The following is a 23,900-nucleotide window of genomic DNA, read 5'->3' as shown; positions in this document are numbered from 1 at the left end:
TTCCAGCAGTAGGCCCGAAGGGGGACACCGGACCGGTGTCCCCCTTCTCATGAGGAAAGACACTCCATGTACCGATTCTTCTTCAGGCTGGTCTTCCGGCGGATGGACCCCGAGCGGGCCCACGGGCTGGCCTTCCGGTGGATCCGGCTCGCCGCCAGCGTCCCCGTCCTGCGCACCGTCGTCGCCGCCGTCCTCGCGCCCCGCTTCCAGGAGCTGCGCACCGAGGCGTTCGGCCTGCGGATGCACGGCCCCTTCGGGCTCGCCGCCGGTTTCGACAAGAACGCCGTCGCCATCGACGGCATGGCGATGCTCGGCTTCGACCATGTCGAGATCGGCACGGTCACCGGCGAGCCGCAGCCCGGCAACCCGCCGTCCCGGCTCTTCCGCCTGGTGGCCGACCGCGCGCTGATCAACCGCATGGGCTTCAACAACGAGGGCTCCGCGGCGGTGGCGGCACGTCTCGCCGCCCGCGACGCGGTCTTCCGTACCACGGTCGGCGTCAACATCGGCAAGACCAAGGTCGTCCCCGAGAGTGAGGCGATCGGCGACTACGTCACCTCGACGGAGCGGCTGGCCGGTCACGCCGACTACCTCGTGGTCAATGTCAGCTCGCCGAACACGCCCGGTCTGCGCAGCCTCCAGGCCGTCGAACTGCTCCGGCCGCTGCTGACCGCCGTACGCGAGGCGGCCGACCGGACCGTCACGCACCGCCGGGTCCCGCTGCTCGTCAAAATCGCGCCCGATCTCGCCGACGAGGACATCGACGCCGTCGCCGACCTCGCCGTCGAGCTGGGCCTGGACGGCATCATCGCCACCAACACCACCATCGCCCGCGACGGGCTCGGCCTGGTGTCCGGCCCGGCACTGACCTCGGAGACCGGCGGACTGTCCGGCGCGCCCCTCAAGGCGCGCTCGCTGGAGGTCCTGCGCCGGCTCTACGCGCGGGTGGGCGACCGGATCACCCTGGTCGGGGTCGGGGGCATCGAGAACGCCGAGGACGCCTGGCAGCGCATCCTCGCCGGCGCCACGCTGATCCAGGGCTACAGCGCCTTCATCTACGAGGGCCCGTTCTGGAGCCGCGCGATCCACAAGGGGCTCGCCGCGCGCCTGGCCGCCGGCCCCTACGCCACACTCGCCGAGGCCGTCGGCGCCGACACCAGGAAGGCCACCGCATGAGCCACCCCCGTCCCCCGGAGCCCTTCGGGGCCCGGCTGCGCCGTGCCATGGACACCCGCGGCCCGCTCTGCGTCGGCATCGACCCGCACGGTTCGCTGCTCCGGGCGTGGGGCCTGGACGACGACATCGCGGGCCTGGAGCGCTTCACCCGTACGACGGTCGAGGCTCTGGCGGACCGGGTCGCCGTGCTCAAGCCGCAGTCGGCGTTCTTCGAACGGTTCGGCTCGCGCGGCGTCGCCGTGCTGGAGAAGGCCGTCGAGGAGGCGCGGGCGGCCGGTGCGCTGGTCCTGATGGACGCCAAGCGCGGCGACATCGGCTCGACGATGGCCGCGTACGCCGCGACCTACCTGGACCAGGACTCGCCGCTCTTCTCGGACGCGGTCACGGTCTCGCCGTATCTCGGCTTCGGTTCGCTGCGTCCGGCACTGGACGCGGCGGCCGCCTCCGGCTCCGGTGTCTTCGTGCTGGCCCTCACCTCCAATCCGGAGGGCGCCGAGGTGCAGCGCGCCACCGCGGCCGACGGCCGGTCGCTCGCACAGCTCATGCTCGACCACATGGCCGAGGAGAACGCCGGCGCGTCGCCGCTCGGGTCGGTCGGCGCGGTCGTCGGCGCCACCCTCGGCGACGCGGGCGTGGATCTCGCGATCAACGGACCGCTGCTCGCTCCCGGGATCGGCGCGCAGGGCGCGACCCCCCGGGACCTCCCCGGGGTGTTCGGTGCCGCGGTCGGCAATGTGGTCCCGAGCGTCAGCCGGGGCGTCCTGCGGCACGGTCCCGACACCGGCGCGCTGCGGGCCGCCGCGGCGCGCTTCGCCGACGAGGTGAGGACGGCTGTGGGCGCCGCGCGGTGAGGTTCGGGCACCGCGTGGGACGCCCGATGACAGAGTTCTGAGAAGAAAAGCAGGTCAATTTGCACGAAATGTCGCGGTCGATCGATGCTGACCAGGACTTTTCGTCTGTTCTCGCTGACTCAGGCGGCCTTGGCCGCTAGTCTCCGTCGAGAGCCAACGTGCAGTGCGTTGCCCGTTGCTCGCCTGGTGTGGGGCGATCAGGTCCCTCACCGGTCCGTATCCGACAGTTCGACATCCGAGGTGACGTAGGCGTGGCTCTTCCGCCCCTTACCCCTGAACAGCGCGCAGCCGCGCTCGAAAAGGCCGCCGCGGCTCGCCGGGAGCGGGCCGAGGTCAAGAATCGACTCAAGCACTCCGGCGCCTCCCTCCATGACGTCATCAAGCAGGGCCAGGAGAACGACGTCATCGGGAAGATGAAGGTCTCCGCCCTGCTTGAGTCCCTGCCCGGCGTGGGCAAGGTCCGCGCCAAGCAGATCATGGAGCGGCTCGGCATTTCCGAGAGCCGCCGTGTGCGTGGTCTCGGCTCCAACCAGATCGCCTCCTTGGAGCGCGAGTTCGGCGGCAGTGGCGCCTGACGTTTCCGGGCACCCCCGGGAACCTGGATAATCGCTGCATGGCAGCAGAGGCACGACCGCGGCTGACCGTGCTCTCCGGCCCCTCCGGGGTCGGTAAGAGCACGGTCGTCGCCCATATGCGCAAGGTCCACCCCGAGGTATGGCTCTCGGTGTCGGCCACCACAAGAAAACCGCGCCCCGGCGAGCGCCACGGCGTCCAGTACTTCTTCGTCTCCGACGAGGAATTCGACAAGCTGGTCGCCAATGGTGAGCTGCTGGAATGGGCGGAGTTCGCGGGCAATCGCTACGGCACTCCGCGCCGGGCGGTCCTCGACCGCCTGGAGGCCGGCGAGCCGGTACTGCTGGAGATCGATCTTCAGGGTGCCCGGCAGGTCAGGGAATCGATGTCCGATTCCAGGCTGGTCTTCCTGGCTCCGCCGAGCTGGGACGAGCTGGTACGCCGTCTGACCGGCCGGGGCACCGAATCGGCCGAGGTGATCGAGCGCCGGCTGGAGGCCGCTCAGGTGGAGCTGGCCGCCGAATCGGAGTTCGACACGACGCTGGTCAACACCTCCGTCGAGGACGTCTCACGCGAGCTGCTAGCCTTGATGGCAGTTGCTTGATCTTCTGTGATTTCCTCGCACCCCGTGTGTGCCGGTGTCACCGGCGCCAAGCGTTCCCGGCGCCACCAGTCTTCTGACTGTTTTCCGTTTTCCTGAATTATCTTCGGAAGGTCCAGAGAGTGTCCTCTTCCATCACCACGCCCGAGGGCATCATCAACCCGCCGATTGACGAGTTGCTTGAAGCCACTGACTCGAAGTACAGCCTCGTGATCTACGCGGCCAAGCGCGCGCGTCAGATCAACGCGTACTACTCGCAGCTCGGTGAGGGCCTGCTCGAGTACGTCGGTCCGCTGGTGGACACCCATGTCCACGAGAAGCCGCTCTCGATCGCCCTGCGGGAGATCAACGCGGGACTGCTGACCTCCGAGGCCATCGAGGGCCCGGCCCAGTAGGCGCAGACGCTCTTCATCCAGGCCCGGCAGCGCGACTGCCGGGCCTGTGGTGTGTCATGTGGTTGTGTCATTGCCGGGACGCAGGAGGGGAGACACGGTGGACAAGCCGAAGGTCGTTCTGGGGGTCGCGGGCGGGATCGCCGCGTACAAGGCGTGCGAGCTGCTGCGCCGGCTCACCGAGTCCGGCCACGACGTACGGGTCGTACCGACCGATTCGGCCCTGCGGTTTGTCGGGGCCGCGACCTGGTCGGCCCTCTCCGGACATCCGGTCTCCACCGAGGTCTGGTCCGACGTCCACGAGGTGCCGCACGTGCGGATCGGGCAGTCCGCCGATCTGGTCGTCGTCGCCCCGGCCACCGCCGATCTGCTCGCCAGAGCCGCCCATGGCCTCGCCGGTGATCTGCTCACCAACACACTCCTGACCGCGCGCTGTCCCGTCGTGTTCGCACCGGCGATGCACACCGAGATGTGGGAGCACCCCGCCACCCAGGAGAATGTCGCGACGCTGCGCCGGCGCGGAGCCGTCGTCATCGAGCCCGCCGTCGGCCGTCTCACCGGGGTCGACACGGGCAAGGGGCGGCTCCCCGACCCCGGAGAGATCTTCGAGGTCTGCCGACGGGTCCTGGCGCGCGGCGTGTCCGCGCCCGACCTGGCGGGCCGCCATGTCGTGGTCAGCGCCGGGGGCACCCGCGAACCGCTCGATCCCGTGCGCTACCTGGGCAACCGCTCCTCGGGAAAGCAGGGGTACGCGCTGGCCCGTACGGCGGCGGCCCGGGGGGCGCGGGTCACCCTGATCGAGGCCAACACCGGGATGACGGATCCCGCCGGGGTGGACGTCGTCCATGTCGGGACGGCCGTGCAACTGCGGGAGGCCGTACTGAAGGCCACCGCCGAGGCCGACGCCGTGGTCATGGCCGCCGCCGTCGCGGACTTCCGGCCGGCGGTCTACGCCGAAGGCAAGATCAAGAAGAAGGACGGTGAGGAGCCCGCGCCCGTCGCGCTGGTCCGCAATCCGGACATCCTCGCCGAGATCTCCGCCGAACGGGCGCATCCGGAGCAGGTGGTCGTCGGCTTCGCCGCGGAGACGGACGACGTCCTCGCCAACGGCCGCCGGAAGCTGCTGCGCAAGGGGTGCGACCTGCTGGTCGTGAACGAGGTGGGGGAACGCAGGACATTCGGCGCCGAGGAGAACGAAGCGGTCGTGCTGGCGGCGGACGGCGGCGAGACACCCGTGCCGCACGGGCCCAAGGAGGCCCTCGCGGATGTCGTGTGGGATCTGGTGGTGCCGAGGCTGGGCCGGGCGCGTACCGGCGGGACCGGCGACTGACCGTGACCGGGCGCCCGGCTGCGGAGCGTGATTCCGGGCGCCCGGCGCGGGCCGTATGAATTCTTTGTTGCGCCTTATTCGCGGCGCTCCTCCGGTTTTGTCGCTCCGATGGGCGAAACCTGATGAAACCAGGCGTAGTCATCTCTGGTCAGGGCCGATCGCCGTACCGCATAATGCAGTGCCGCGGGCGACGGGGCTCCCACAGACCGAGACACCTGGCCCCGTGGTCCCATTCGACCGATAAAGTGGTCGAGGACCGTCGCGGGGCCTGCAGCCTCCCGCCGGTCCGCCAATGATCAGCCAGCAGCCGCTGCAACCTCAGGGAGCGATGTGTCCCGCCGTCTGTTCACCTCGGAGTCCGTGACCGAAGGTCACCCCGACAAGATCGCTGACCAGATCAGCGACACCATTCTTGACGCGCTCCTCCAGGAGGACCCGTCCTCCCGGGTCGCCGTGGAGACCTTGATCACCACGGGTCTGGTCCATGTGGCCGGCGAAGTGACCACCAAGGCCTACGCGCCGATCGCCCAGCTTGTGCGGAACAAGATTCTGGAGATCGGCTACGACTCCTCGAAGAAGGGCTTCGACGGCGCCTCCTGCGGCGTTTCGGTGTCCATCGGCGCGCAGTCGCCCGACATCGCCCAGGGCGTCGACACGGCGTACGAGAAGCGGGTCGAGGGCGACGAGGACGAGCTGGACAAGCAGGGCGCCGGCGACCAGGGCCTGATGTTCGGCTACGCGTGCGACGAGACGCCCGAGCTGATGCCGCTCCCGATCCACCTGGCGCACCGGCTCTCGCGCCGCCTCTCCGAGGTCCGCAAGAACGGGACCATCCCGTATCTGCGTCCCGACGGCAAGACGCAGGTCACCATCGAGTACGACGGCGACAAGGCCGTCCGTCTCGACACCGTCGTCGTCTCCTCGCAGCACGCGTCCGACATCGATCTGGACTCGCTGCTCGCTCCCGACATCCGCGAGTTCGTCGTCGAGCACGTCCTCAAGGAGCTCGTCGACGACGGCATCAAGCTGGAGACCGAGGGCTACCGCCTGCTGGTCAACCCGACCGGCCGCTTCGAGATCGGCGGCCCGATGGGCGACGCCGGCCTGACCGGCCGCAAGATCATCATCGACACCTACGGCGGCATGGCCCGCCACGGCGGCGGCGCCTTCTCCGGCAAGGACCCGTCCAAGGTCGACCGTTCCGCCGCGTACGCGATGCGCTGGGTCGCCAAGAACGTGGTGGCCGCCGGCCTCGCCTCGCGCTGCGAGGTCCAGGTCGCCTACGCGATCGGCAAGGCCGAGCCGGTCGGTCTCTTCGTCGAGACCTTCGGCACCGCCAAGGTCGACTCCGAGAAGATCGAGCAGGCCATCGGCACGGTCTTCGACCTCCGCCCGGCCGCGATCATCCGCGACCTGGACCTGCTCCGCCCGATCTACGCGCAGACCGCGGCGTACGGTCACTTCGGCCGGGAGCTTCCCGAGTTCACCTGGGAGCGCACGGACCGCGTGGACGCCCTGCGCGAGGCCGCCGGGGTCTGAGCACCGGCCGCACCCGTTCAGCACGACGGCCCCGGACCACAGGTCGGTCCGGGGCCGTTCGGTGCCTGCCCGCCGCCGGGTTCCGTGGCCCGCGCTGTCAGTGCGGTCTGGTACTTATGAAGCTGTGAGCAGCGACGACAGGCAGCCCGAGGATCCCGCCAGTGGCGGGCCCGAGCAGCTTGCGCTCATCCGCGAGAGTGTGCGGAAGGCCAAGGTGCCGCGGGCGAAGCCGCGGACCTGGCGAGGGGCCGCGCTGGCCGAGGAGCTGCCGGTCGCGCGGGTCGTGGTCAACAAGGGCGTGCTCCACCTCGACCAGTTCTTCGACTACGCCGTACCGGCGGAGCTGGACGAAGCGGCCCGGCCCGGGGTGCGGGTGCGGGTGCGGTTCGGCGCCGGGGCGCACCAGGTGCGGGGCGGGCGGCGCGAGGGCGGGCGGCTGATCGACGGATTCGTCGTAGAGCGCCGAGCCGAGTCCGACTACACGGGACCGCTCGCCGCGCTCGCCGACGTGGTGTCGCCCGAGCCCGTGCTCAGCGCGGAGCTGCTCGGGCTGGCGCGGGCCGTCGCCGACCGCTACGCGGGCAGCCTGGCGGACGTGTTGCAGCTCGCGGTCCCGCCGAGGAACGCGCGCGCCGAGTCCAAGCCCTCCCCGGAGCCGCTGCCGCCGCCGGCCGCCCCGGAGGCCGGCACCTGGGAGCGGTACGAGAACGGCGCGGCGTTCCTCGACGCGCTCGCCGGGGGCGGCGCGCCGCGTGCCGTCTGGACCGCGCTGCCCGGCCCGCACTGGGCGGACGAGCTGGCCAGGGCGGTCGCGGCGACGCTGGCCTCGGGGCGCGGCGCGCTGGTCGTCGTACCGGACGGGCGGGTGGCGGCCCGGGTCGACACCGCGCTCGGGGCGCTGCTGGGCGAGGGCCGGCACGCACTGCTCACGGCCGAGGCCGGGCCGGAGAAGCGCTACCGGGAATGGCTCGCGGTACGGCGCGGCTCGGTGCGGGCCGTCGTCGGGACCCGTGCGGCGATGTTCGCGCCGGTCCAGGATCTGGGGCTGGTGGCCATCTGGGACGACGGCGACGGCAGCCACAGCGAGCAGCATGCCCCGCAGCCGCACGCCCGGGAGGTGCTGCTGCTGCGCGCCGCCCACGACAAGTGCGGCTTCCTGCTGGGCAGTACGGGCTGCACGGTCGAGGCGGCCCAGCTCGTCGGCACGGGCTGGGCGCTGCCGCTGGCGGCGGGCCGGGAACAGGTGCGCCTGGCCGCGCCGCTGGTGCGGACCGTCGGCGACGGCGAACTGGCGCGGGACGAGGCGGCGCGCGCCGCCCGGCTGCCCAGCCTCGCCTGGCAGGCGGTCCGGGACGGGCTGAAGAGCGGCCCCGTACTGGTGCAGGTGCCCCGGCGCGGTTATGTGCCCCGGCTGGCGTGCGAGCGCTGCCGCACACCCGCGCGGTGCCGGCGCTGCGCGGGACCGCTGGAGGCCGCGGACGAACGGGAGTTGCACTGCTCGTGGTGCGGCCGCGAGGACCGGGACTGGCGCTGCCCGGAGTGCGGCAGCGCCCGGCTGCGCGCGCGCGTCGTGGGGGCGCGCCGGACGGCGGAGGAGCTGGGCCGGGCCTTCCCTGCCGTCCCGGTCCGCACCTCGGGGCGTGACCATGTGCTCGATTCCGTGCCGGGACGCCCCGCGCTCGTCGTCTCCACCCCCGGCGCGGAGCCGGTGGCCGAGGGCGGTTACGCGGCGGCGCTGCTGCTGGACGGCTGGGCGATGCTCGGGCGGCCCGATCTGCGGGCGGGGGAGGAGGCCCTGCGCCGCTGGATCCAGGCGAGCGCGCTGGTGCGCGGCCAGAGCGAGGGCGGCACGGTCGTGGTGATCGCTGAGCCGACGCTGCGGCCGGTGCAGGCGCTGGTGCGCTGGGATCCGACCGGGCACGCCCGGCGGGAGCTGGCGGAGCGGGCGGAGCTGGGGTTTCCGCCGGTGTCGCGCATGGCCACGGTGACCGGCCGGGCGGAGGCGGTCGGCGCGTTCCTGGCGAGCGCGGGACTGCCGGGCGACGCGGAGGTGCTCGGGCCCGTGCCGCTGCCGCTCCCGGACCCGGGCAGGCCGCGCAGACCGGGAGACCCTCCGCCGGGCGAGCACTGGGAACGGGCTCTGCTGCGCGTCCCGCAGGGCAGCGGCGCCGCCCTGGCCGGCGCGCTGAAGGCGGCGCAGGCGGCGCGGCTGGCCCGGGGCGGCGGTGATCCGGTGCGCGTGCGAATCGATCCACCGGACATCGGCTGAGGCCGGAGCGCCGCGCCGCCGCTGATACGGCGGCGCTCTCCGGCCGGAGGCGGTGCGGCCGTGCGGCTGCCGGCCGCACCGCCCCGTTCGTGTCGCCGCTCCCGGGCGCCGCCTCCCGGTCGTCGCGGGCCGATCCGCGTGGACCGAGCAGGGCGGACCGAGCAGGGCGGACCCGGGCGGCGGGCGGGTCAGCCGCCTCGCGGCCCGGGAAAGGCACCCGGGCGGGCTTCCTCACGCAGGGAATGGCTGGTGGCCGTCGGCTGCGGCGGCATCGACCGCGCCGCGGGCACGGTGCCCGGCACCGCCGACAGCGGCGGACGGGGCGCGGTGGCGTCCTGCGGGCGGTCCGCCTCGACCGTGTGGGGCTGCTGCGCGGCGCGCCGCGTGCCGTATCGCCGGTGCACCGCCTGCTTGGTGACACCGAGCGCCGAACCCACCGCGTCCCACGAGAAGCCCAGCGAGCGGTCGAAATCCACCGCGGCGGTCACCAGGGTCTCGACGCTGTCCCTCAGCTCCTGCGCCAGGCGGACGGTCGGTGCGGGGGCTCTGCCGTAGACGACGAATCCCGTGGACGGGCCCGAGCGGCGCGGGCGGTAGACATTGCCCAACTGGGCGGTGAGGGTACGCAGCGCGTCCACCTGGCGCCGGACCCGCTCGATGTCCCGCACCAACAGGTGCAGACTTGCCCGGGCTTGTGCGTCGTGGGTTGCGTGGTCGGCCATGAACAAGCCTCTCGAACCGGCGTTGAAAAGGATCCGGGCCGCACCGGTGCGGCCCGTACTGGTCAATCTCTCTTGACAACGCGCCACCCGGCGTTGTGGTCACGCTGCGGGGGCGTATCCGCATATGTGCGGGGCGCGCGGTCCGCCGTACGCCCCCCGCGTCAGGGGCCCATAGACTGGTGCGCTGCTCGATCACCGCACGTACCCGCCTGCGCGTACCCACCAGTCCGAGAGGCAGTGAGCCACCGATGAAGCTCGTCTTCGCCGGCACCCCCGAGGTCGCCGTACCCGCCCTGGACGCACTCATCGCCTCCGACCGGCACGAAGTCGTGGCCGTCGTGACCCGGCCCGACGCGCCCGCCGGGCGCGGACGCCGGCTGGTCGCCAGCCCGGTCGCCCAGCGCGCGGAGGAGGCCGGCATCGAGGTGCTCAAGCCGGCGAAACCGCGTGACGAGGACTTTCTGGCGCGGCTGCGCGAGATCGGCCCCGACTGCTGTCCCGTCGTCGCGTACGGCGCGCTGCTGCCCAGGGTCGCCCTCGATGTGCCGGTCCACGGCTGGGTGAATCTGCACTTCTCGCTGCTGCCGGCCTGGCGCGGCGCCGCCCCCGTGCAGCACGCGGTCATGGCGGGTGACGAGATGACCGGCGCCGCCACCTTCCAGATCGAGGAAGGGCTGGACTCGGGCCCCGTGTACGGCGTGATCACCGAGCGGGTACGGCCCACCGACACCAGCGGCGATCTGCTGACCCGGCTGGCCTTCGCCGGCTCCGGGCTGCTCGCCGCGACGATGGACGGCATCGAGGACGGCTCCCTCAAGCCCGTACCGCAGCCCACCGAGGGCGTCTCGCTCGCGCCGAAGATCACCGTCGAGGACGCGCGGGTGGAGTGGACGGCGCCGGCGCTCCGGGTGGATCGCGTCGTCCGCGCCTGCACACCCGCGCCCGGCGCCTGGACCGTGTTCCGCGGGGAGCGGCTCAAGCTGGTCCAGCTTGGGCTGCTTCCCGGGCGTACGGACCTGGCCCCCGGGGAGCTGGCCGTCGGCAAGAACAACGTGTACGCGGGCACCGGCTCGCACGACGTCGAGCTGCTCTGGGTCCAGCCGCAGGGAAAGAAGCCGATGCGCGCCGCCGACTGGGCGCGCGGCGTACGGATCGCCCCGGGCGAACGGCTCGGCGCGGCGGACGTACGCTGAGAGGGATCGACTCTTCTCACCGCGGAGCACCTTTGAACGAGCAGGCCCCTCGCCGTCCCGCCAAGCCGTATCGCCGCCCCAAGAAGGATCCTGTGCGGATCCTCGCCTTCGAGGCGCTCAGGGCCGTCGACGAGCGGGACGCGTACGCGAATCTCGTACTGCCGCCGCTGCTCAGGAAGGCCCGGGAGAAAGGCGATTTCGAGACCAGGGACGCCGCCCTCGCCACCGAGCTGGTGTACGGCACACTGCGCCGCCAGGGCACCTACGACGCGATCATCTCGGCCTGTGTCGACCGGCCGCTGCGCGAGGTCGATCCGCCGGTGCTCGATGTGCTCGCGCTCGGCGCGCACCAGCTCCTGGGGACCCGGATCCCGACCCACGCCGCGGTCTCCGCGAGCGTGGAGCTGGCCCGGGTGGTGCTCGGCGACGGACGGGCCCGGTTCGTCAACGCGGTGCTGCGGAAGATCTCGCGGGACGACCTGGACACCTGGCTGGAGCGGGTCGCGCCGCCGTACGACGAGGACGCCGAGGACCATCTCGCGGTCGTCCACTCGCATCCGCGCTGGGTGGTCTCCGCGCTCTGGGACGCGCTGGGCGGCGGCCGTGCCGGTATTGAGGACCTCCTGGAGGCGGACAACGAACGGCCCGAGGTGACCCTGGTCGCCCGGCCCGGCCGCTCCACCACCGATGAACTGCTGGACGTGCTGGGCGAGGAGTCCGGGCTGCCGGGGCGCTGGTCGCCGTACGCGGTACGGCTCGCCGAGGGCGGCGAGCCGGGGGCCATCGACGCCGTGCGCGACGGGCGGGCCGGGGTCCAGGACGAGGGCAGCCAGCTTGTCGCGGTGGCCGTCGCCAACGCCCCGCTGGACGGCTCCGACACCCGCTGGCTCGACGGCTGCGCGGGACCCGGCGGCAAGGCGGCGCTGATGGCCGCGCTGGCCGCCGGCCGTGGCGCCTCGCTGCTGGCCGCCGAGAAGCAGCCGCACCGGGCGCGGCTCGTCGAACGCGCGCTCGCCGGGAATCCCGGCCCCTATCAGGTGATCACCGCGGACGGCACCAGGCCGCCCTGGGTCCCCGGGTCCTTCGACCGGGTGCTGGTCGATGTGCCCTGCTCGGGCCTCGGCGCGCTGCGGCGCAGGCCGGAGGCGCGCTGGCGGCGGCGGCCCGAGGACCTGGAAAGCTTCGCGCCGCTCCAGCGCTCGCTGCTGCGGGAGGCGCTCAGCGCGGTACGGGTGGGCGGCGTGGTCGGATACGCGACGTGTTCCCCGCACCTCGCCGAGACCAGGGTCGTCGTGGAGGACGTGCTCAAGGGACGCGGCGGCCCCGCCGCCGAGGCCGAGTGGATCGACGCCCGGCCGCTGATGCCCGGCGTGCCGGCGCTGGGAGACGGCCCGGACGTCCAGTTGTGGCCGCATCTGCACGGTACGGACGCGATGTATCTGGCGCTGCTGCGCCGTACGGCCTGACGTCTCGGCCGGTGCCCGGGGCCGTGGCCGTCGCGGGCCGGCACCGGCAGCGGCGGGGAAACGCGCGGATTGCGCGGACTGTGCCCCCACCGCCGGGCATTGGTCCGTACCGGGGCCCGCATCGGTGTCGGGAAGTGGCCCGGGGCATGGCAGGCTTGGCACATGGCCCAGATCAACCCCAGCATTCTGTCAGCCGACTTCGCGCGTCTCGCCGAGGAGGCCAAAGCCGTCGAAGGCGCCGACTGGCTCCATGTCGATGTGATGGACAACCACTTCGTGCCCAATCTGACCCTGGGCGTGCCGGTGGTCGAAGCGCTCGGCCGGGCCACGGACATCCCGCTGGACTGCCATCTGATGATCGAGGCACCGGACCGGTGGGCCCCGCAGTTCGTGGAGGCGGGCGCGGGCTCGGTGACCTTCCACGCGGAGGCCGCCGCCGCTCCCGTACGGCTCGCGCGCGAGATCCGGGCCAAGGGCGCCAGGGCGTCCATGGCGCTGAAGCCGGCGACGCCCGTCGAGCCGTACGAGGATCTGCTCCCCGAGCTGGACATGTTGCTGATCATGACCGTCGAGCCGGGCTTCGGCGGGCAGGCGTTCCTCGACATCATGCTGCCCAAGATCCGCCGTACCCGGGAGCTGATCTCCAAGCACGGTCTTGAGCTGTGGCTCCAGGTCGACGGCGGGGTCTCGGCCACCACGATCGAGCGATGCGCCGAGGCGGGCGCCGATGTGTTCGTCGCCGGCTCCGCGGTGTACGGGACGGACGATCCGGCGGCCGCGGTACGGATGCTGCGCAACCAGGCGGACGAGGCCACAGCGACCTCTTCATGGGCGTGCGGCCACTGAGCCACGGGAACGTGAACGGGACCCATCGGGGCTGATCAGGGACCGCTGCATCTGACAGGATGGACAGCGAATCCCGAGTATGCGCAGCAGTGAGGAGACAGCGGTGTCTGGTATGGCGGCGGGTCGACCAGCCCTGCGGATGGGACCCGCGGAGCTGGTGCAGGCGGCGGCCATGGCCCGTCGCTTCTACCTGGAGGGCAAGTCCAAGATCCAGATCGCGGAGGAGTTCGGCGTCAGCCGCTTCAAGGTGGCGCGGGTCCTGGAGACCGCCCTGGAGCGCGATCTTGTGAGAATCGAGATCCGTGTCCCGGCGGAACTGGACGCGGAACGCTCCGACGCGCTGCGCGCCCGCTACGGCCTGCGGCACGCGGTGGTCGTCGAGTCTCCCGCGGAGGGCACGGAGGAGTCGCCCGACCCGGAGAATCTGGGCGAGGTGGCCGCCGATCTGCTGGGCGAACTGGTGACCGAGGGCGATGTGCTCGGTCTGGCCTGGGGCCGGTCCACGATCCATATGGCGGCCGCGCTCGACCGGCTGCCGCCCTGCACGGTCGTCCAGCTCACCGGCGTGTACGACGCGGGCACGGCCGAGCGCGGCTCGGTCGAGGCGGTGCGCCGGGCCGCCCAGGTGTCCGGGGGAGAGGCGCACCCCATCTACGCTCCGATGCTGCTGCCCGACACGGCGACCGCCGCCGCGCTGCGCGCCCAGCCCGGTATCGCGCGCGCCTTCGAGTACTTCGACAAGGTCACGGTCGCGGCCGTCTCCATCGGGTCCTGGGAGCCGGGCATCTCCACCGTGCACGACATGCTCACCGACGAGGAGCGCGGCCACTACGCCTCGCTCGGTGTCGCCGCCGAGATGTCCGCGCATCTCTTCGACGCGGAGGGCCGGCGGGTCGGCCGCGATCTCGGCGAGCGCTGCATCACCGTCGAGGCCGACCGGCTGCGCCGTATCCCGGAGGTCGTGGCGATCGCGGGCGGGCTGCGCAAGGCCGAGGCGATCGGGGCCGTTCTCCGGTCGGGACTCGTCACCAGCCTGGTCACCGACACCGTCGCCGCGGACTTCCTGCTGACGCGGTTCACCCCGGCGCCCCGGCCCGCGCTGGAGCGGTGCGACCCGGACGGCGACTGACTTGTGTTGTCCCTGACCCTTCCGGTGACCGGGGTGCGCGGGCAGGCGCGCTTGACCGTGCCGCGCGAGCTGCTCGACGCGGGGCGCCGCCGGTCACCAGCGCACCCGCGAGCCGCTCACCGCCATGACCGGCGGTGCTTCGGGTAGGCTCCACGAGTAAGGCAGGTTCTCCTGTCTGACGCGGAGCCCCCACCTCCTCTTCGGAGGAACAGAAGATCGTGGGGGTGTTTTTCTGTGTCCTTCGTGAGAGCGACCTGCGCCGTTTCATCCGGAAAATGGTTATTATGCGTTTCCTTGAGCCCGGCACCGGTCAGCTTCTCCCGACTCCCTCTGTGCCTTACGACCTCACCTACGACGATGTGTTTATGGTGCCGAGCCGTTCGGCCGTGGGCTCCCGGCAGGGTGTGGACCTCTCCTCGCCCGACGGCACCGGTACGACCATCCCGCTCGTCGTCGCGAACATGACCGCGATCGCGGGCCGCCGGATGGCCGAGACCGTCGCCCGGCGCGGCGGGCTCGTTGTCATCCCCCAGGACATCCCGATCGAGGTCGTCGCCGATGTCGTCTCCTGGGTCAAGTCCCGTCATCTCGTCCTCGACACCCCGATCGTCCTCGCGCCCGTCCAGACCGTCGGTGACGCGCTGTCCCTGCTGCCCAAGCGGGCGCACGGCGCGGGGGTCGTGGTGGACGAGGAGAGGCGGCCCGTCGGGATCGTCACCGACCACGATCTGACCGGCGTCGACCGCTTCACCCAGCTCTCCGAGGTCATGTCGAAGGACCTGCTGCTGATCGCGGCGGACATGCACCCGCGCGAGGCGTTCAACACCCTCGACAACGCCAACCGCAAGCTCGCGCCGGCCATCGACGCCGACGGCAGGCTGGTGGGCATCCTCACCCGTAAGGGCGCCCTGCGCGCGACCCTCTACACGCCGGCCACCGACGCCCGGGGCACGCTGCGGATCGCCGCCGCCGTGGGCATCAACGGCGATGTCGCGGGCAAGGCCAAGCAGCTCCTGGACGCGGGCGTCGACACGCTTGTGGTCGACACCGCGCACGGCCACCAGGAGTCGATGATCGCCGCGGTCGGGGCGGTGCGCGCGCTCGACCCGCGGGTGCCGCTCGTCGCGGGCAATATCGTCGGCGCCGAGGGCGTACGGGATCTCATCGAGGCCGGCGCGGACATCATCAAGGTCGGTGTCGGACCCGGCGCCATGTGCACCACGCGCATGATGACCGGCGTGGGCCGGCCGCAGTTCTCCGCCGTGCTGGAGTGCGCCGCCGAGGCCAAGAAGTACGGCAAGCACGTCTGGGCCGACGGCGGCGTCCGGCATCCGCGCGATGTCGCGATGGCGCTCGCCGCCGGCGCGTCCAATGTCATGATCGGATCCTGGTTCGCCGGCACCTACGAGTCCCCAGGCGATCTTCAGCAGGCCGCCGACGGACGCCTCTACAAGGAATCGTTCGGCATGGCCTCCGCCCGCGCGGTGCGCAACCGTACGAGCGAGGAGTCGGCGTACGACCGGGCCCGCAAGGCGCTGTTCGAGGAGGGCATCTCGACCTCGCGCATGTTCCTCGACCCGTCCCGCCCCGGTGTCGAGGACCTGATCGACTCGATCATCGCCGGAGTGCGGTCCTCCTGCACCTACGCCGGGGCCAACTCCCTGGAGGAGTTCGCGGAGAAGGCGATCGTCGGGGTCCAGAGCGCCGCCGGATACGCTGAGGGCAAGCCGCTGCACGCGAGCTGGAGCTGAGCCGCTCGCGTTCGCACCCGGCGGGGCGCCACGCGGTCGTGGGGCCCTCAGCGGGCCGGGGCCATGGCCGACTGCCGCTGCCAGACCGCCTGCACGCGCTTGCCCTCCGGCAGCGGCGTCACCTCGACATGGCCGGCGAGCCTCAGCACCATGGGCCAGCCGAACCCGCCTCCACCGGCGAAGTCGGGCCGGCGCGCGACCGGCGGCAGCGGACTGGAGTCGTCGATGTCCACGATCAACGTCTCCTGCTCGGCGGTGAGATGGAGCCGCCACCACCCCGAGGTGTGCCGGATGGCATTGGTGACGAGCTCGGAGACGACCAGCAGCACCGCGTCCAGGTCCGCCCAGGGACAGTGCTGCTTCAGGAATTCGGCGGCGACCCCGCGGGCTGCCGCACTGTCCCGGTGCGACGAGTCCACAACCACCACCTGCGGCTCATTACTCATCACCGACTCACTTACCCCGTAATCACACTTTCACCGGCGTCCGTCCCACTCCACCGGACAGCGGCCCGGCACCGCCCCGCCGGGACGGCCGGGACGGGCCGCGCCCGCCGGTCCGGGCTCATGTTCTACTTCCGTTACGGCGTCCCCGCCACCGGCCTCGCACGGCCGGCCACCGCAGAGAAGTGAACCACCAGCAGTGCGACTCAACGATCTCGACGAACGCATCGTCCACGCCCTCGCCGAGGACGCCCGCCGTTCCTACGCGGACATCGGCTCCCTCGTCGGTCTCTCCGCCCCTGCCGTGAAGCGGCGCGTCGACCGGCTGCGCGCCGAGGGCGCGATCACCGGTTTCACCGTACGGGTGGATCCGGCCGCGCTCGGCTGGGAGACCGAGGGGTTCATCGAGATCTACTGCCGCCGCAACACCTCGCCCGACGCCATCCACCGGGGCCTGGAGCGCTATCCGGAGGTGGTGTCCGCGTCCACCGTCACCGGTGACGCCGACGCGATCGTCCAGGTCTTCGCCGCCGACATGCGCCACTTCGAGCAGGTGCTGGAACGTATCGCCGGTGAGCCCTTCGTGGAACGCACCAAGTCGGTGCTGGTCCTCTCGCCGCTGCTGAGACGCTTCTCGGCGGGCTCACCGGCCTGAGAACGGGGCCGCGCAACGAATCACCGCGCGGACGGCCCCTCGCGCAACGGATCGATGGTCCTCCCGCAACGGTCGCGTCTTGTCCGGGCCGGCGGCCGGCCCGTAGCGTCATGGCGTCCGCCCGGAACCCCTTCGCACCGTCCGAGGTCAGCCATGCCGCCGCTGCGCACCGCCCTGCTCCAGAGCTCAGGACGACCCGGTGCGGTCGCGGGGAACCTCAGGGTGCTCGACGAGGCGGCCGGCCGCGCCGCTGCCGCCGGCGCCGGGCTGCTGGTCTGCCCCGAGATGTTTCTGACCGGATATGCCATCGGTGACGCCGTGCCCCGGCTGGCGGAGCCCGCCGACGGCCCCGGAGCCCGGTCCGTCGCCGAGATCGCCGTACGCCATGGACTCGCCGTGCTGTACGGCTATCCCGAGCGCGACGGCGAGCGGGTCTTCAACGCCGCCCAGCTCATAGGCGCCGACGGGGAACGCCTCGCGAACTACCGCAAGACCCATCTCTTCGGCGGCTTCGAGCGCGACTGGTTCACGCCGGGCGAGACGCCCCTCGTCCAGGCGGAGCTGGCCGGGCTGCGGCTCGGCATCATGATCTGTTACGACGTCGAATTCCCGGAGAACGTCAGGGCGCACGCCCTGGCCGGTACGGATCTGCTGCTGGTGCCCACCGCGCTCATGCATCCGTTCGAGTTCGTCGCCGCATCCCTCGTGCCGGTGCGGGCCTTCGAGAACCAGATGTATGTCGCGTATGCGAACAGGACCGGCCAGGAGGGCGAGTTCGAGTTCGCCGGGCTGAGCTGTCTCGCCGGTCCCGACGGCGCCGCCCGGGCGCGGGCCGGGCGCGGCGAGGAGCTGGTCCTCGGCGAGGCCGATCCCGAGCTGCTGAGCGCTTCCCGCGAGGCCAATCCGTATCTGCTGGACCGCCGCCCCGGTCTGTACACGTCCCTCCTCTGAGCCCGCCCGAGCGCGCGAGAACTTCCGTACAAGGAGTCCGACCCCATGACGTCCACGGTGCCCAACGCCGTCCAGCACACCGGCGCGCAGCCGCCGATCACCATGTTCGGGCCGGACTTCCCCTACGCCTACGACGACTTCCTGGCACACCCGGCCGGGCTCGGCCAGATACCGGCGACCGAGCACGGCGCCGAGGTCGCCGTCATCGGCGGCGGCCTCTCCGGTCTCGTCGCGGCGTACGAACTGATGAAGATGGGCCTCAGACCCGTGGTCTACGAGGCGGACCGGCTCGGCGGACGGCTGCGGACGGTCGGCTTCGAGGGCTCCGACCCGGAGCTGACCGCCGAGATGGGCGCGATGCGTTTTCCGCCCTCCTCGACCGCGCTCCAGCACTACATCGACCTGGTGGGGCTGGAGACCCGGCCGTTTCCCAACCCGCTGGCCCCGGGCACCCCGTCGACCGTGGTCGATCTCAAGGGCGAGACGCACTACGCCAGGACCATCGACGAACTGCCGCAGGTCTACCGCGATGTGATGGACGCCTGGAACACCTGCCTGGAGGAGGGCGCGGACTTCTCCGGCATGAACCGCGCGCTGCGCGAGCGCGACGTCCCCCGTATCCGCGAGATCTGGGCGCGGCTGGTCGAGAAGCTCGACAACCAGACGTTCTACGGCTTCCTCTGCGACTCCCCGGCCTTCAGATCCTTCCGCCACCGGGAGATCTTCGGCCAGGTCGGATTCGGCACCGGCGGCTGGGACACCGACTTCCCCAACTCCATCCTGGAGATCCTGCGGGTCGTCTACATCGAGGCCGACGACCACCACCGCTCCATCGTCGGCGGCAGCCAGCAGCTTCCGCTGCGGCTGTGGGAGCGGGAGCCGGCGAAGATCACCCACTGGCCGGCCGGGACGTCGCTGTCCTCGCTCCACGACGGCGCGCCGCGGCCCGCGGTGACCCGGCTGCACCGGACGGCGGGCAACCGGATCACCGTCACGGACGCCTCCGGCCGTATCCGTACCTTCCGGGCCGCGGTCTTCACCGCGCAGTCCTGGCTGCTGCTCTCCAAGATCGCGTGCGACGACTCGCTCTTCCCGATCGACCACTGGACGGCGATGGAGCGCACCCACTACATGGAGTCCTCCAAGCTGTTCGTCCCGGTCGACCGGCCGTTCTGGCTGGACGCGGCCGTCGACGACAACGGGCGCCCCACCGGTCGCGACGTGATGTCGATGACGCTCACCGACCGGATGACGCGCGGCACCTATCTGCTGGACAACGGTCCCGACAAGCCGGCCGTCATCTGTCTGTCGTACACCTGGTGCGACGACAGCCTGAAGTGGCTGCCGCTGTCCGCCGAGGAGCGGATGGAGGTCATGCTCAACTCGCTGCGCGAGATCTATCCCAGGGTCGACATCCGCCGTCACATCATCGGCAGTCCCGTCACGGTGTCCTGGGAGAACGAGCCGTATTTCATGGGCGCGTTCAAGGCCAATCTGCCCGGTCACTACCGCTATCAGCGGCGACTGTTCACGCACTTCATGCAGGACCGGCTGCCGGCGGACAAGCGCGGCATCTTCCTGGCCGGCGACGACATCTCCTGGACGGCGGGCTGGGCCGAGGGCGCGGTGCAGACGGCGCTCAACGCGGTGTGGGGCGTGATGCACCACTTCGGCGGCGCCACCGACGCCACAAACCCCGGGCCCGGCGACGTCTACGACGACATCGCCCCGGTCGAGCTTCCCGAGGACTGACGGGGCTCGGGCCGCCGCTGGTCAGACGCCCGCCGCCCGCGCCGCCGCGTACACCTCCGCCGCCACATCGGTCAGCTCCGCCGCGTCGCGTGTGGTGCTCTGGAGGTCCAGCAGGATCTCCGACACGCCCGTCCCGGCATGGGCCACCAGGTCCTCGACGATCTGCGCGACGCTCCCGTGGAAGGGTCGGCGGTCCTTTCCCTCGTACGGGGCGGCGCTGTACCGCGCGTTGACGCGGGCGCAGGCGTCGAGCGGCCGCTCGCGGCCCCGCTCGGCGGCCAGCTCCCGGATCCGCTGCCACTGCTCGGCGAGCCGCGCGGCGCCCGCGGCCAGCGGCACCCAGCCGTCCGCCCGGTCCACCAGCCGGCGCGCGGCACGGGTGCTGGTCGCGGGCAGATAGACGGGGATGGGGCGGACCGGCTTGGGGCCGACCTCGGACGGCGCGACGGTCGTCAGCTCGCCCCGGTACGAGACGGGGTCCGGGCCCCAGACGGCCGCACACACGTCGAGCAGCTCGTCGAGGACCGCGCCGCGTTTCTCGAACGGTGCCACGGCCGCGGCGGCGTACTCGTCCAGCGACCAGCCGGTGCCGAAGCCCGCGATCATCCGGCCGCCGCTCGCGACATCCAGGGAGGCGAGCGAACGGGCGAGCTGGAAGGGCACGTGCAACGGCGCGACCAGGACGCTCGTGCCGAGCCGGGCCCGCTCGGTGGCCCCGGCCGCCAGCGCGAGCGTCACCAGCGGGTCGGCGACCGAGCGGTACTGGTCGGGCCAGGGCATCCCCGGGATGTTGTAGAGACCCTGGGTGGGCCGTTCCGGGAAGAGGATCCGCTCGAAGGCCCACAGACTCTCGTAGCCGGTCTCCTCGGCGGCCCGCGCCACGGTGGCCACGTCGCGGCCGATGTCGTACTGCTTCATCTGGGGAAGGCCGAGACCCAGCTTGAGCGGCATGCGTGCACCCCTTTGCGCGGACAGTGGCGAGGTTGAATACCGTAGGAGCGCCGGTCGTTGACGAATCGGCTGCCGCGCCGGGCCATTCGGGGGCAGTGTCCGGTGGGCCGTACAGAAGGCGGCGGGCCGGGCCCGGCCGGCGGCGCCGGGGGCCTCGTCCGGGAGCCCGGCCCCACTCAAGGTTTTCCCAAGGTTTCCGTCAGGTCGGCCGTCCATGATGTCTGTGTCCGGCCGGTCGGCCGCCGTGTGGACGGGGGAGGCGGGGACCTCACCCACGGGGGTGGTGAGGTCCCCGGCCCCACGCGAGCCCGGCAAGCGGGAGCGAGGAGTTCAGGTCCTCGGGTCAGGTGCTCGGGTCAGGTTTTCGGGTCAGGTCCTCGGGTCGGGCACTGTCGCGCCCGGAGCACTGACCGGCGCGGCCCGCCGGTCGCTCGTACGCAGCACACCGGCGCCCACGACCAGCCCGAGGGCGAGCACCGTCACCAGTCCGAAGGACACCACCAGTGAGGTCGCGTCGGCGACGGCGCCGATCGCGGAGGGCGCGATGAGCCCCGAGGTGTAGGTGATGGTCGCCACACCCGCGATGGCCTGGCTCGGGTTCGGCCCGCTGCGGCCGGCCGCGGCGAAGGCGAGCGGTACGACCACCGCCACCCCCAGTCCCAGCAGCGCGAAACCGCCCATGGCGATCGCGGGCTGGGGCGCGAACACCACCAGCAGACCGCCCGCCGCCGCCAGCAGGCCGCCCGTCCGCACGGTCCGCACCGCGCCGAACCGGTCGACCACCCTGTCGCCCACCAGCCGCGCGACGGCCATGGTCAGCGCGAACGCCGTGGTCGACGCCGCGGCGGTGCCGGCCGAGGTGTCCAGTACGTCCCGGAGATAGACCGCCGACCAGTCCATGCTCGCGCCCTCCGCGAAGACCGCGCAGAATCCGATGGCGCCGATGACCAGCGCGGACTTCGGCGGCAGCGCGAAGCGCGGCGGCGGTTCGGCGTCGGGGGCGCTGCGCAGGTCCAGCACCTCCTGGCAGGCGACCAGGCCCAGCACCGTGAGCACGGCCGCCGCGAGCAGATGGTGCAGCCGCGCGTCACTGCCGAGATGCGCGGCGAGAGTGCCTCCCGCGGAGCCGAGCAGCGCGCCGATGGACCACATGCCGTGCAGGCCGGACATGATCGACTTGTCGAGACGGTTCTCGACCTCCACGCCCAGGGCGTTCATCGCCACGTCGGACATGCCCGCGCTCGCCCCGAACACGAACAGGGCGGCGCACAGGGCGAAGACATTGGGGCTGAAGGACGGCAGGATCAGCGCGAGGGTCCACAGGACGAGCAGTCCGCGCAGCGCGTTGCGCGCACCGAAACGGTGGGTGACCGTGCCGGCCAGCGGCATCGCGAGGGACGCGCCGAGCGCGGGGAAGGCGAGGGCCAGCCCGAGCTGCCCCGCGCTGACCCCGGCATGGTCCTGGATCCAGGGGATGCGCGTGGCGAAACTGCCGGTGACGGCGCCGTGCACACAGAAGACCGCGGCCACGGCGAACCGCGCGCGCCGCAATCCCGCCTTGTCGTAGACCACTTCAGCCGTCATCCCGCCTCGTCCTCCCCTGAGAGGCGCGTACATCCCGACGCACCCGTGACGCACCCTTCCCCGGTGCCGGAGTAAATTATCAGGAACCCTGCCTGATAAAAAGGAGCGTCACCGAAGCGATCTGAAAGGATCCCGGCATGGCCGCATCCCCGAGTACCGCCCGGGCCATCAACGACCGGCTCGCCCTGCGACTGCTCCAGCAGGAAGGCCCGTTGACGGCAGGACAGTTGAAGACGCTGACCGGGCTCTCCCGCCCCAGCGTCGCCGATCTGGTGGAACGGCTCCAGGACTCCGGCCTGGTCCAGATCGTCGGGGAGACGAGTGACCGGCGCCGGGGTCCCAACGCCCGGCTGTACGGGATCGTCGCGGGCCGGGCCCATCTCGCCGCCCTCGATGTGCGCACCCACAGCGTGTCCGTCGTGGTCGCGGATCTGCTGGGCGCCACCCTCGCCGAGGCCGCCCTGCCCATCGGCAGCGACACCGCCGCCGACACGGCCGTGGAGCAGGCCGCGGCCCTGCTGGAACGCACCGCCCGGGAGGCCGGCGCGGTACGGCTGCACAGTGTCGGCATCGGCGCTCCCGGCCTGGTCGACCCGGCCACCGGTGAACTCCGCGACACCAGCGGGCTGCCCGCCTGGCACCGGAGGCTCGTCGCCGCGCTCCAGGACCGGCTGCCCGCCCATGTGCTGGTGGAGAACGAGACCAATCTCGCCGCCCTCGCGGAACAGCGGCTCGGCGCGGCACGCGGCCAGGACACCTTCGTCCTGCTCTGGCTGGGCCACGGCGTGGGCGCGGCGGTGGTGCTCGACGGCAAACTGCGCCGGGGCGCCTCGGGCGGCGCGGGCGAGATCGGCTTCCTGCCCGTGCCCGGCACCTCGGGGCTGCCCTCCGCGGTCGACTGCGGCGGTGGCTTCCATGCCCTCGCGGGCTCGGCGGCCATCTGTGAACTGGCCCTGGAACACGGCATCTCGGCCGTCCCCGTGCCGCAGGAACCGCCCGCGGCCGCGCAGGTACGAGCCGCCGCCTCGGCGGGCGGTGAGGGCGGCGCGTTCCTCGACGCCCTGGCCGACCGGCTGGCCGTCGGCGCGGCGGCGGTGAGCGCCGTGCTCGACCCGGGCAGGATCGTGCTGGCCGGCGAGGTGGGACACGCGGGCGGTGAGGCGCTGGCCGCCCGGGTCGAGGAGCGGGTGGCCACGATGTCCCCGCTGCGTACGGAGGTCAGAGCCGGGACCCTCGGCGGCGCGGCCGTGCTGCGGGGCGCTCTGCTGACGGCGCGGGACGCCGCGCAGGACGAACTGTTCGCCCCCGGGGCATGAACCGGCCGGCAGGGCCCGTACGCCGGCCGGTTCATGCCCCGGGGCACACGCGACTCCCCGCCGGCCTCGCGCGGAGCTTCCTGTGAGCCAGCCCACAGACGGCACCCGTATGGGCGACGAACCGGCGTGGCACACTGGTTCCGTACCAGAAGCAGCGCACTCCGGGGTCGGTGTAATTCCGAACCGGCGGTTATAGTCCGCGACCCGTCCGCATCCAGCGGCCGGTTGACCAGGTGAGATTCCTGGACCGACGGTGAAAGTCCGGATGGGAGGCAGTGCGCGGCGGGCCGTCACCGGTACGCCACCGTCGGTGGGTCGTTCTCGGACGAACCAACTTCCCGGCCTCGGCGTTCCCGCGTGTGTTCCCGCTTCTCTGTCATCATCGACAGGCCCCGGAGTCCGTGCCCGAA

The 23,900-nt window shown here is 72.0% G+C and carries 21 protein-coding genes and 1 riboswitch; of the genes, 17 read left to right on the top strand and 4 right to left on the bottom strand.

Features of this window, described 5'->3' with window-relative positions; genetic code table 11:
* Nucleotides 1–66: 66 nt before the first annotated feature.
* From ABZ707_RS24735 to ABZ707_RS24700, 8 genes are all read left to right on the top strand, one after another.
* Nucleotides 67–1,176: a quinone-dependent dihydroorotate dehydrogenase gene (locus ABZ707_RS24735; protein ID WP_360178948.1), complete on the top strand. Its 1,110-nt coding sequence runs from the start codon at nucleotides 67–69 to the stop codon at nucleotides 1,174–1,176.
* Nucleotides 1,173–2,027, top strand: coding sequence for an orotidine-5'-phosphate decarboxylase (gene pyrF / locus ABZ707_RS24730; protein ID WP_360178945.1), 855 nt, complete (start codon nucleotides 1,173–1,175; stop codon nucleotides 2,025–2,027). The genes ABZ707_RS24735 and pyrF overlap by 4 nt, the downstream gene beginning before the upstream one ends.
* A 251-nt stretch (nucleotides 2,028–2,278) precedes the next feature.
* Nucleotides 2,279–2,602, top strand: coding sequence for an integration host factor (locus ABZ707_RS24725; protein ID WP_066954827.1), 324 nt, complete (start codon nucleotides 2,279–2,281; stop codon nucleotides 2,600–2,602).
* Between the two features lie 38 nt (nucleotides 2,603–2,640).
* Complete coding sequence (gene gmk / locus ABZ707_RS24720) at nucleotides 2,641–3,204, top strand: guanylate kinase (RefSeq protein WP_319681382.1); 564 nt, start codon at nucleotides 2,641–2,643, stop codon at nucleotides 3,202–3,204.
* A 119-nt stretch (nucleotides 3,205–3,323) separates the two neighbouring features.
* A complete protein-coding gene (gene rpoZ / locus ABZ707_RS24715; protein ID WP_003970369.1) occupies nucleotides 3,324–3,596 on the top strand; it encodes a DNA-directed RNA polymerase subunit omega in 273 nt (90 codons plus the stop codon).
* A 97-nt stretch (nucleotides 3,597–3,693) separates the two neighbouring features.
* Complete coding sequence (coaBC, locus tag ABZ707_RS24710) at nucleotides 3,694–4,923, top strand: bifunctional phosphopantothenoylcysteine decarboxylase/phosphopantothenate--cysteine ligase CoaBC (protein ID WP_360178939.1); 1,230 nt, start codon at nucleotides 3,694–3,696, stop codon at nucleotides 4,921–4,923.
* A gap of 330 nt (nucleotides 4,924–5,253) precedes the next feature.
* Nucleotides 5,254–6,462 carry a methionine adenosyltransferase gene (gene metK, locus ABZ707_RS24705; RefSeq protein ID WP_360178936.1) on the top strand — a complete coding sequence of 403 codons (1,209 nt, stop codon included), beginning with the start codon at nucleotides 5,254–5,256 and terminating at the stop codon, nucleotides 6,460–6,462.
* A 124-nt stretch (nucleotides 6,463–6,586) separates the two neighbouring features.
* The gene (locus tag ABZ707_RS24700; RefSeq protein ID WP_360178933.1) at nucleotides 6,587–8,731 is read left to right on the top strand and encodes a primosomal protein N'; all 2,145 of its coding nucleotides are present in this window, start codon (nucleotides 6,587–6,589) and stop codon (nucleotides 8,729–8,731) included.
* 188 nt (nucleotides 8,732–8,919) lie between these two features.
* Here ABZ707_RS24700 and ABZ707_RS24695 read toward each other — a convergent pair whose 3' ends face one another.
* Nucleotides 8,920–9,453 (bottom strand): hypothetical protein, encoded by a 534-nt coding sequence (locus ABZ707_RS24695; protein WP_360178930.1) that lies wholly within the window; start codon nucleotides 9,451–9,453, stop codon nucleotides 8,920–8,922.
* 248 nt (nucleotides 9,454–9,701) lie between these two features.
* On the opposite strand from ABZ707_RS24695, the gene fmt reads away from it, so the two are divergent.
* The 5 genes from fmt (at nucleotide 9,702) to ABZ707_RS24670 (ending at nucleotide 15,838) form a co-directional block, all read left to right on the top strand.
* Nucleotides 9,702–10,646 (top strand): methionyl-tRNA formyltransferase, encoded by a 945-nt coding sequence (gene fmt / locus ABZ707_RS24690; RefSeq protein WP_360178927.1) that lies wholly within the window; start codon nucleotides 9,702–9,704, stop codon nucleotides 10,644–10,646.
* Nucleotides 10,647–10,678: 32 nt separating this feature from the next.
* Entirely contained in the window at nucleotides 10,679–12,112 is a 1,434-nt protein-coding gene (locus tag ABZ707_RS24685; RefSeq protein ID WP_360178924.1) for a transcription antitermination factor NusB, read from the top strand.
* Between the two features lie 162 nt (nucleotides 12,113–12,274).
* Nucleotides 12,275–12,958: a ribulose-phosphate 3-epimerase gene (gene rpe, locus ABZ707_RS24680; protein ID WP_360178921.1), complete on the top strand. Its 684-nt coding sequence runs from the start codon at nucleotides 12,275–12,277 to the stop codon at nucleotides 12,956–12,958.
* A gap of 79 nt (nucleotides 12,959–13,037) precedes the next feature.
* A complete protein-coding gene (locus tag ABZ707_RS24675; protein ID WP_360178918.1) occupies nucleotides 13,038–14,087 on the top strand; it encodes a sugar-binding domain-containing protein in 1,050 nt (349 codons plus the stop codon).
* Between the two features lie 284 nt (nucleotides 14,088–14,371).
* Nucleotides 14,372–15,838 carry a GuaB1 family IMP dehydrogenase-related protein gene (locus tag ABZ707_RS24670; protein WP_360178915.1) on the top strand — a complete coding sequence of 489 codons (1,467 nt, stop codon included), beginning with the start codon at nucleotides 14,372–14,374 and terminating at the stop codon, nucleotides 15,836–15,838.
* A 47-nt stretch (nucleotides 15,839–15,885) separates the two neighbouring features.
* Here ABZ707_RS24670 and ABZ707_RS24665 read toward each other — a convergent pair whose 3' ends face one another.
* The gene (locus ABZ707_RS24665) at nucleotides 15,886–16,284 is read right to left on the bottom strand and encodes an ATP-binding protein (RefSeq protein ID WP_360178912.1); all 399 of its coding nucleotides are present in this window, start codon (nucleotides 16,282–16,284) and stop codon (nucleotides 15,886–15,888) included.
* Between the two features lie 196 nt (nucleotides 16,285–16,480).
* Between ABZ707_RS24665 and ABZ707_RS24660 the strand changes: the two genes are divergently transcribed.
* The 3 genes from ABZ707_RS24660 (at nucleotide 16,481) to ABZ707_RS24650 (ending at nucleotide 19,639) form a co-directional block, all read left to right on the top strand.
* Complete coding sequence (locus tag ABZ707_RS24660) at nucleotides 16,481–16,936, top strand: Lrp/AsnC family transcriptional regulator (protein ID WP_360178909.1); 456 nt, start codon at nucleotides 16,481–16,483, stop codon at nucleotides 16,934–16,936.
* A gap of 153 nt (nucleotides 16,937–17,089) precedes the next feature.
* Nucleotides 17,090–17,887: a carbon-nitrogen hydrolase family protein gene (locus tag ABZ707_RS24655; protein WP_360178906.1), complete on the top strand. Its 798-nt coding sequence runs from the start codon at nucleotides 17,090–17,092 to the stop codon at nucleotides 17,885–17,887.
* A gap of 45 nt (nucleotides 17,888–17,932) precedes the next feature.
* Nucleotides 17,933–19,639: an NAD(P)/FAD-dependent oxidoreductase gene (locus ABZ707_RS24650; RefSeq protein WP_360178903.1), complete on the top strand. Its 1,707-nt coding sequence runs from the start codon at nucleotides 17,933–17,935 to the stop codon at nucleotides 19,637–19,639.
* 21 nt (nucleotides 19,640–19,660) lie between these two features.
* On the opposite strand, the gene ABZ707_RS24645 is transcribed toward ABZ707_RS24650, so the two are convergent.
* Both ABZ707_RS24645 and ABZ707_RS24640 read right to left on the bottom strand, forming a co-directional pair.
* On the bottom strand, nucleotides 19,661–20,590 hold the full coding sequence (locus ABZ707_RS24645) for an LLM class F420-dependent oxidoreductase (protein WP_360178900.1): 930 nt from the start codon (nucleotides 20,588–20,590) through the stop codon (nucleotides 19,661–19,663).
* Between the two features lie 369 nt (nucleotides 20,591–20,959).
* Nucleotides 20,960–22,174 (bottom strand): MFS transporter, encoded by a 1,215-nt coding sequence (locus ABZ707_RS24640; protein WP_360178897.1) that lies wholly within the window; start codon nucleotides 22,172–22,174, stop codon nucleotides 20,960–20,962.
* Between the two features lie 137 nt (nucleotides 22,175–22,311).
* Between ABZ707_RS24640 and ABZ707_RS24635 the strand changes: the two genes are divergently transcribed.
* Nucleotides 22,312–23,490, top strand: coding sequence for an ROK family transcriptional regulator (locus ABZ707_RS24635; RefSeq protein WP_360178894.1), 1,179 nt, complete (start codon nucleotides 22,312–22,314; stop codon nucleotides 23,488–23,490).
* A gap of 152 nt (nucleotides 23,491–23,642) precedes the next feature.
* A riboswitch (FMN riboswitch) is annotated at nucleotides 23,643–23,773 on the top strand.
* Nucleotides 23,774–23,900 lie beyond the last annotated feature (127 nt).

Origin of the sequence: Streptomyces sp. NPDC006923 (genome assembly GCF_040635655.1) — a bacterium.
Classification (GTDB): domain Bacteria; phylum Actinomycetota; class Actinomycetes; order Streptomycetales; family Streptomycetaceae; genus Streptomyces.
Note: the sequence above shows the minus strand (reverse complement) of the source record. Positions and strands in the feature narration are given on the sequence as shown.

Bases quoted from the DNA above. Each gene is read 5' to 3' on its own strand.
- ABZ707_RS24645 (WP_360178900.1), bottom strand. From the start codon at position 20,590: ATGCCGCTCAAGCTGGGTCTCGGCCTTCCCCAGATGAAGCAGTACGAC.
- ABZ707_RS24640 (WP_360178897.1), bottom strand. From the start codon at position 22,174: ATGACGGCTGAAGTGGTCTACGACAAGGCGGGATTGCGGCGCGCGCGG.
- fmt (WP_360178927.1), top strand. From the start codon at position 9,702: ATGAAGCTCGTCTTCGCCGGCACCCCCGAGGTCGCCGTACCCGCCCTG.
- ABZ707_RS24650 (WP_360178903.1), top strand. From the start codon at position 17,933: ATGACGTCCACGGTGCCCAACGCCGTCCAGCACACCGGCGCGCAGCCG.
- gmk (WP_319681382.1), top strand. From the start codon at position 2,641: ATGGCAGCAGAGGCACGACCGCGGCTGACCGTGCTCTCCGGCCCCTCC.
- ABZ707_RS24665 (WP_360178912.1), bottom strand. From the start codon at position 16,284: ATGAGTAATGAGCCGCAGGTGGTGGTTGTGGACTCGTCGCACCGGGAC.
- ABZ707_RS24655 (WP_360178906.1), top strand. From the start codon at position 17,090: ATGCCGCCGCTGCGCACCGCCCTGCTCCAGAGCTCAGGACGACCCGGT.
- pyrF (WP_360178945.1), top strand. From the start codon at position 1,173: ATGAGCCACCCCCGTCCCCCGGAGCCCTTCGGGGCCCGGCTGCGCCGT.
- ABZ707_RS24735 (WP_360178948.1), top strand. From the start codon at position 67: ATGTACCGATTCTTCTTCAGGCTGGTCTTCCGGCGGATGGACCCCGAG.
- ABZ707_RS24695 (WP_360178930.1), bottom strand. From the start codon at position 9,453: ATGGCCGACCACGCAACCCACGACGCACAAGCCCGGGCAAGTCTGCAC.
- rpe (WP_360178921.1), top strand. From the start codon at position 12,275: ATGGCCCAGATCAACCCCAGCATTCTGTCAGCCGACTTCGCGCGTCTC.
- ABZ707_RS24670 (WP_360178915.1), top strand. From the start codon at position 14,372: ATGCGTTTCCTTGAGCCCGGCACCGGTCAGCTTCTCCCGACTCCCTCT.
- ABZ707_RS24675 (WP_360178918.1), top strand. From the start codon at position 13,038: ATGCGCAGCAGTGAGGAGACAGCGGTGTCTGGTATGGCGGCGGGTCGA.
- ABZ707_RS24635 (WP_360178894.1), top strand. From the start codon at position 22,312: ATGGCCGCATCCCCGAGTACCGCCCGGGCCATCAACGACCGGCTCGCC.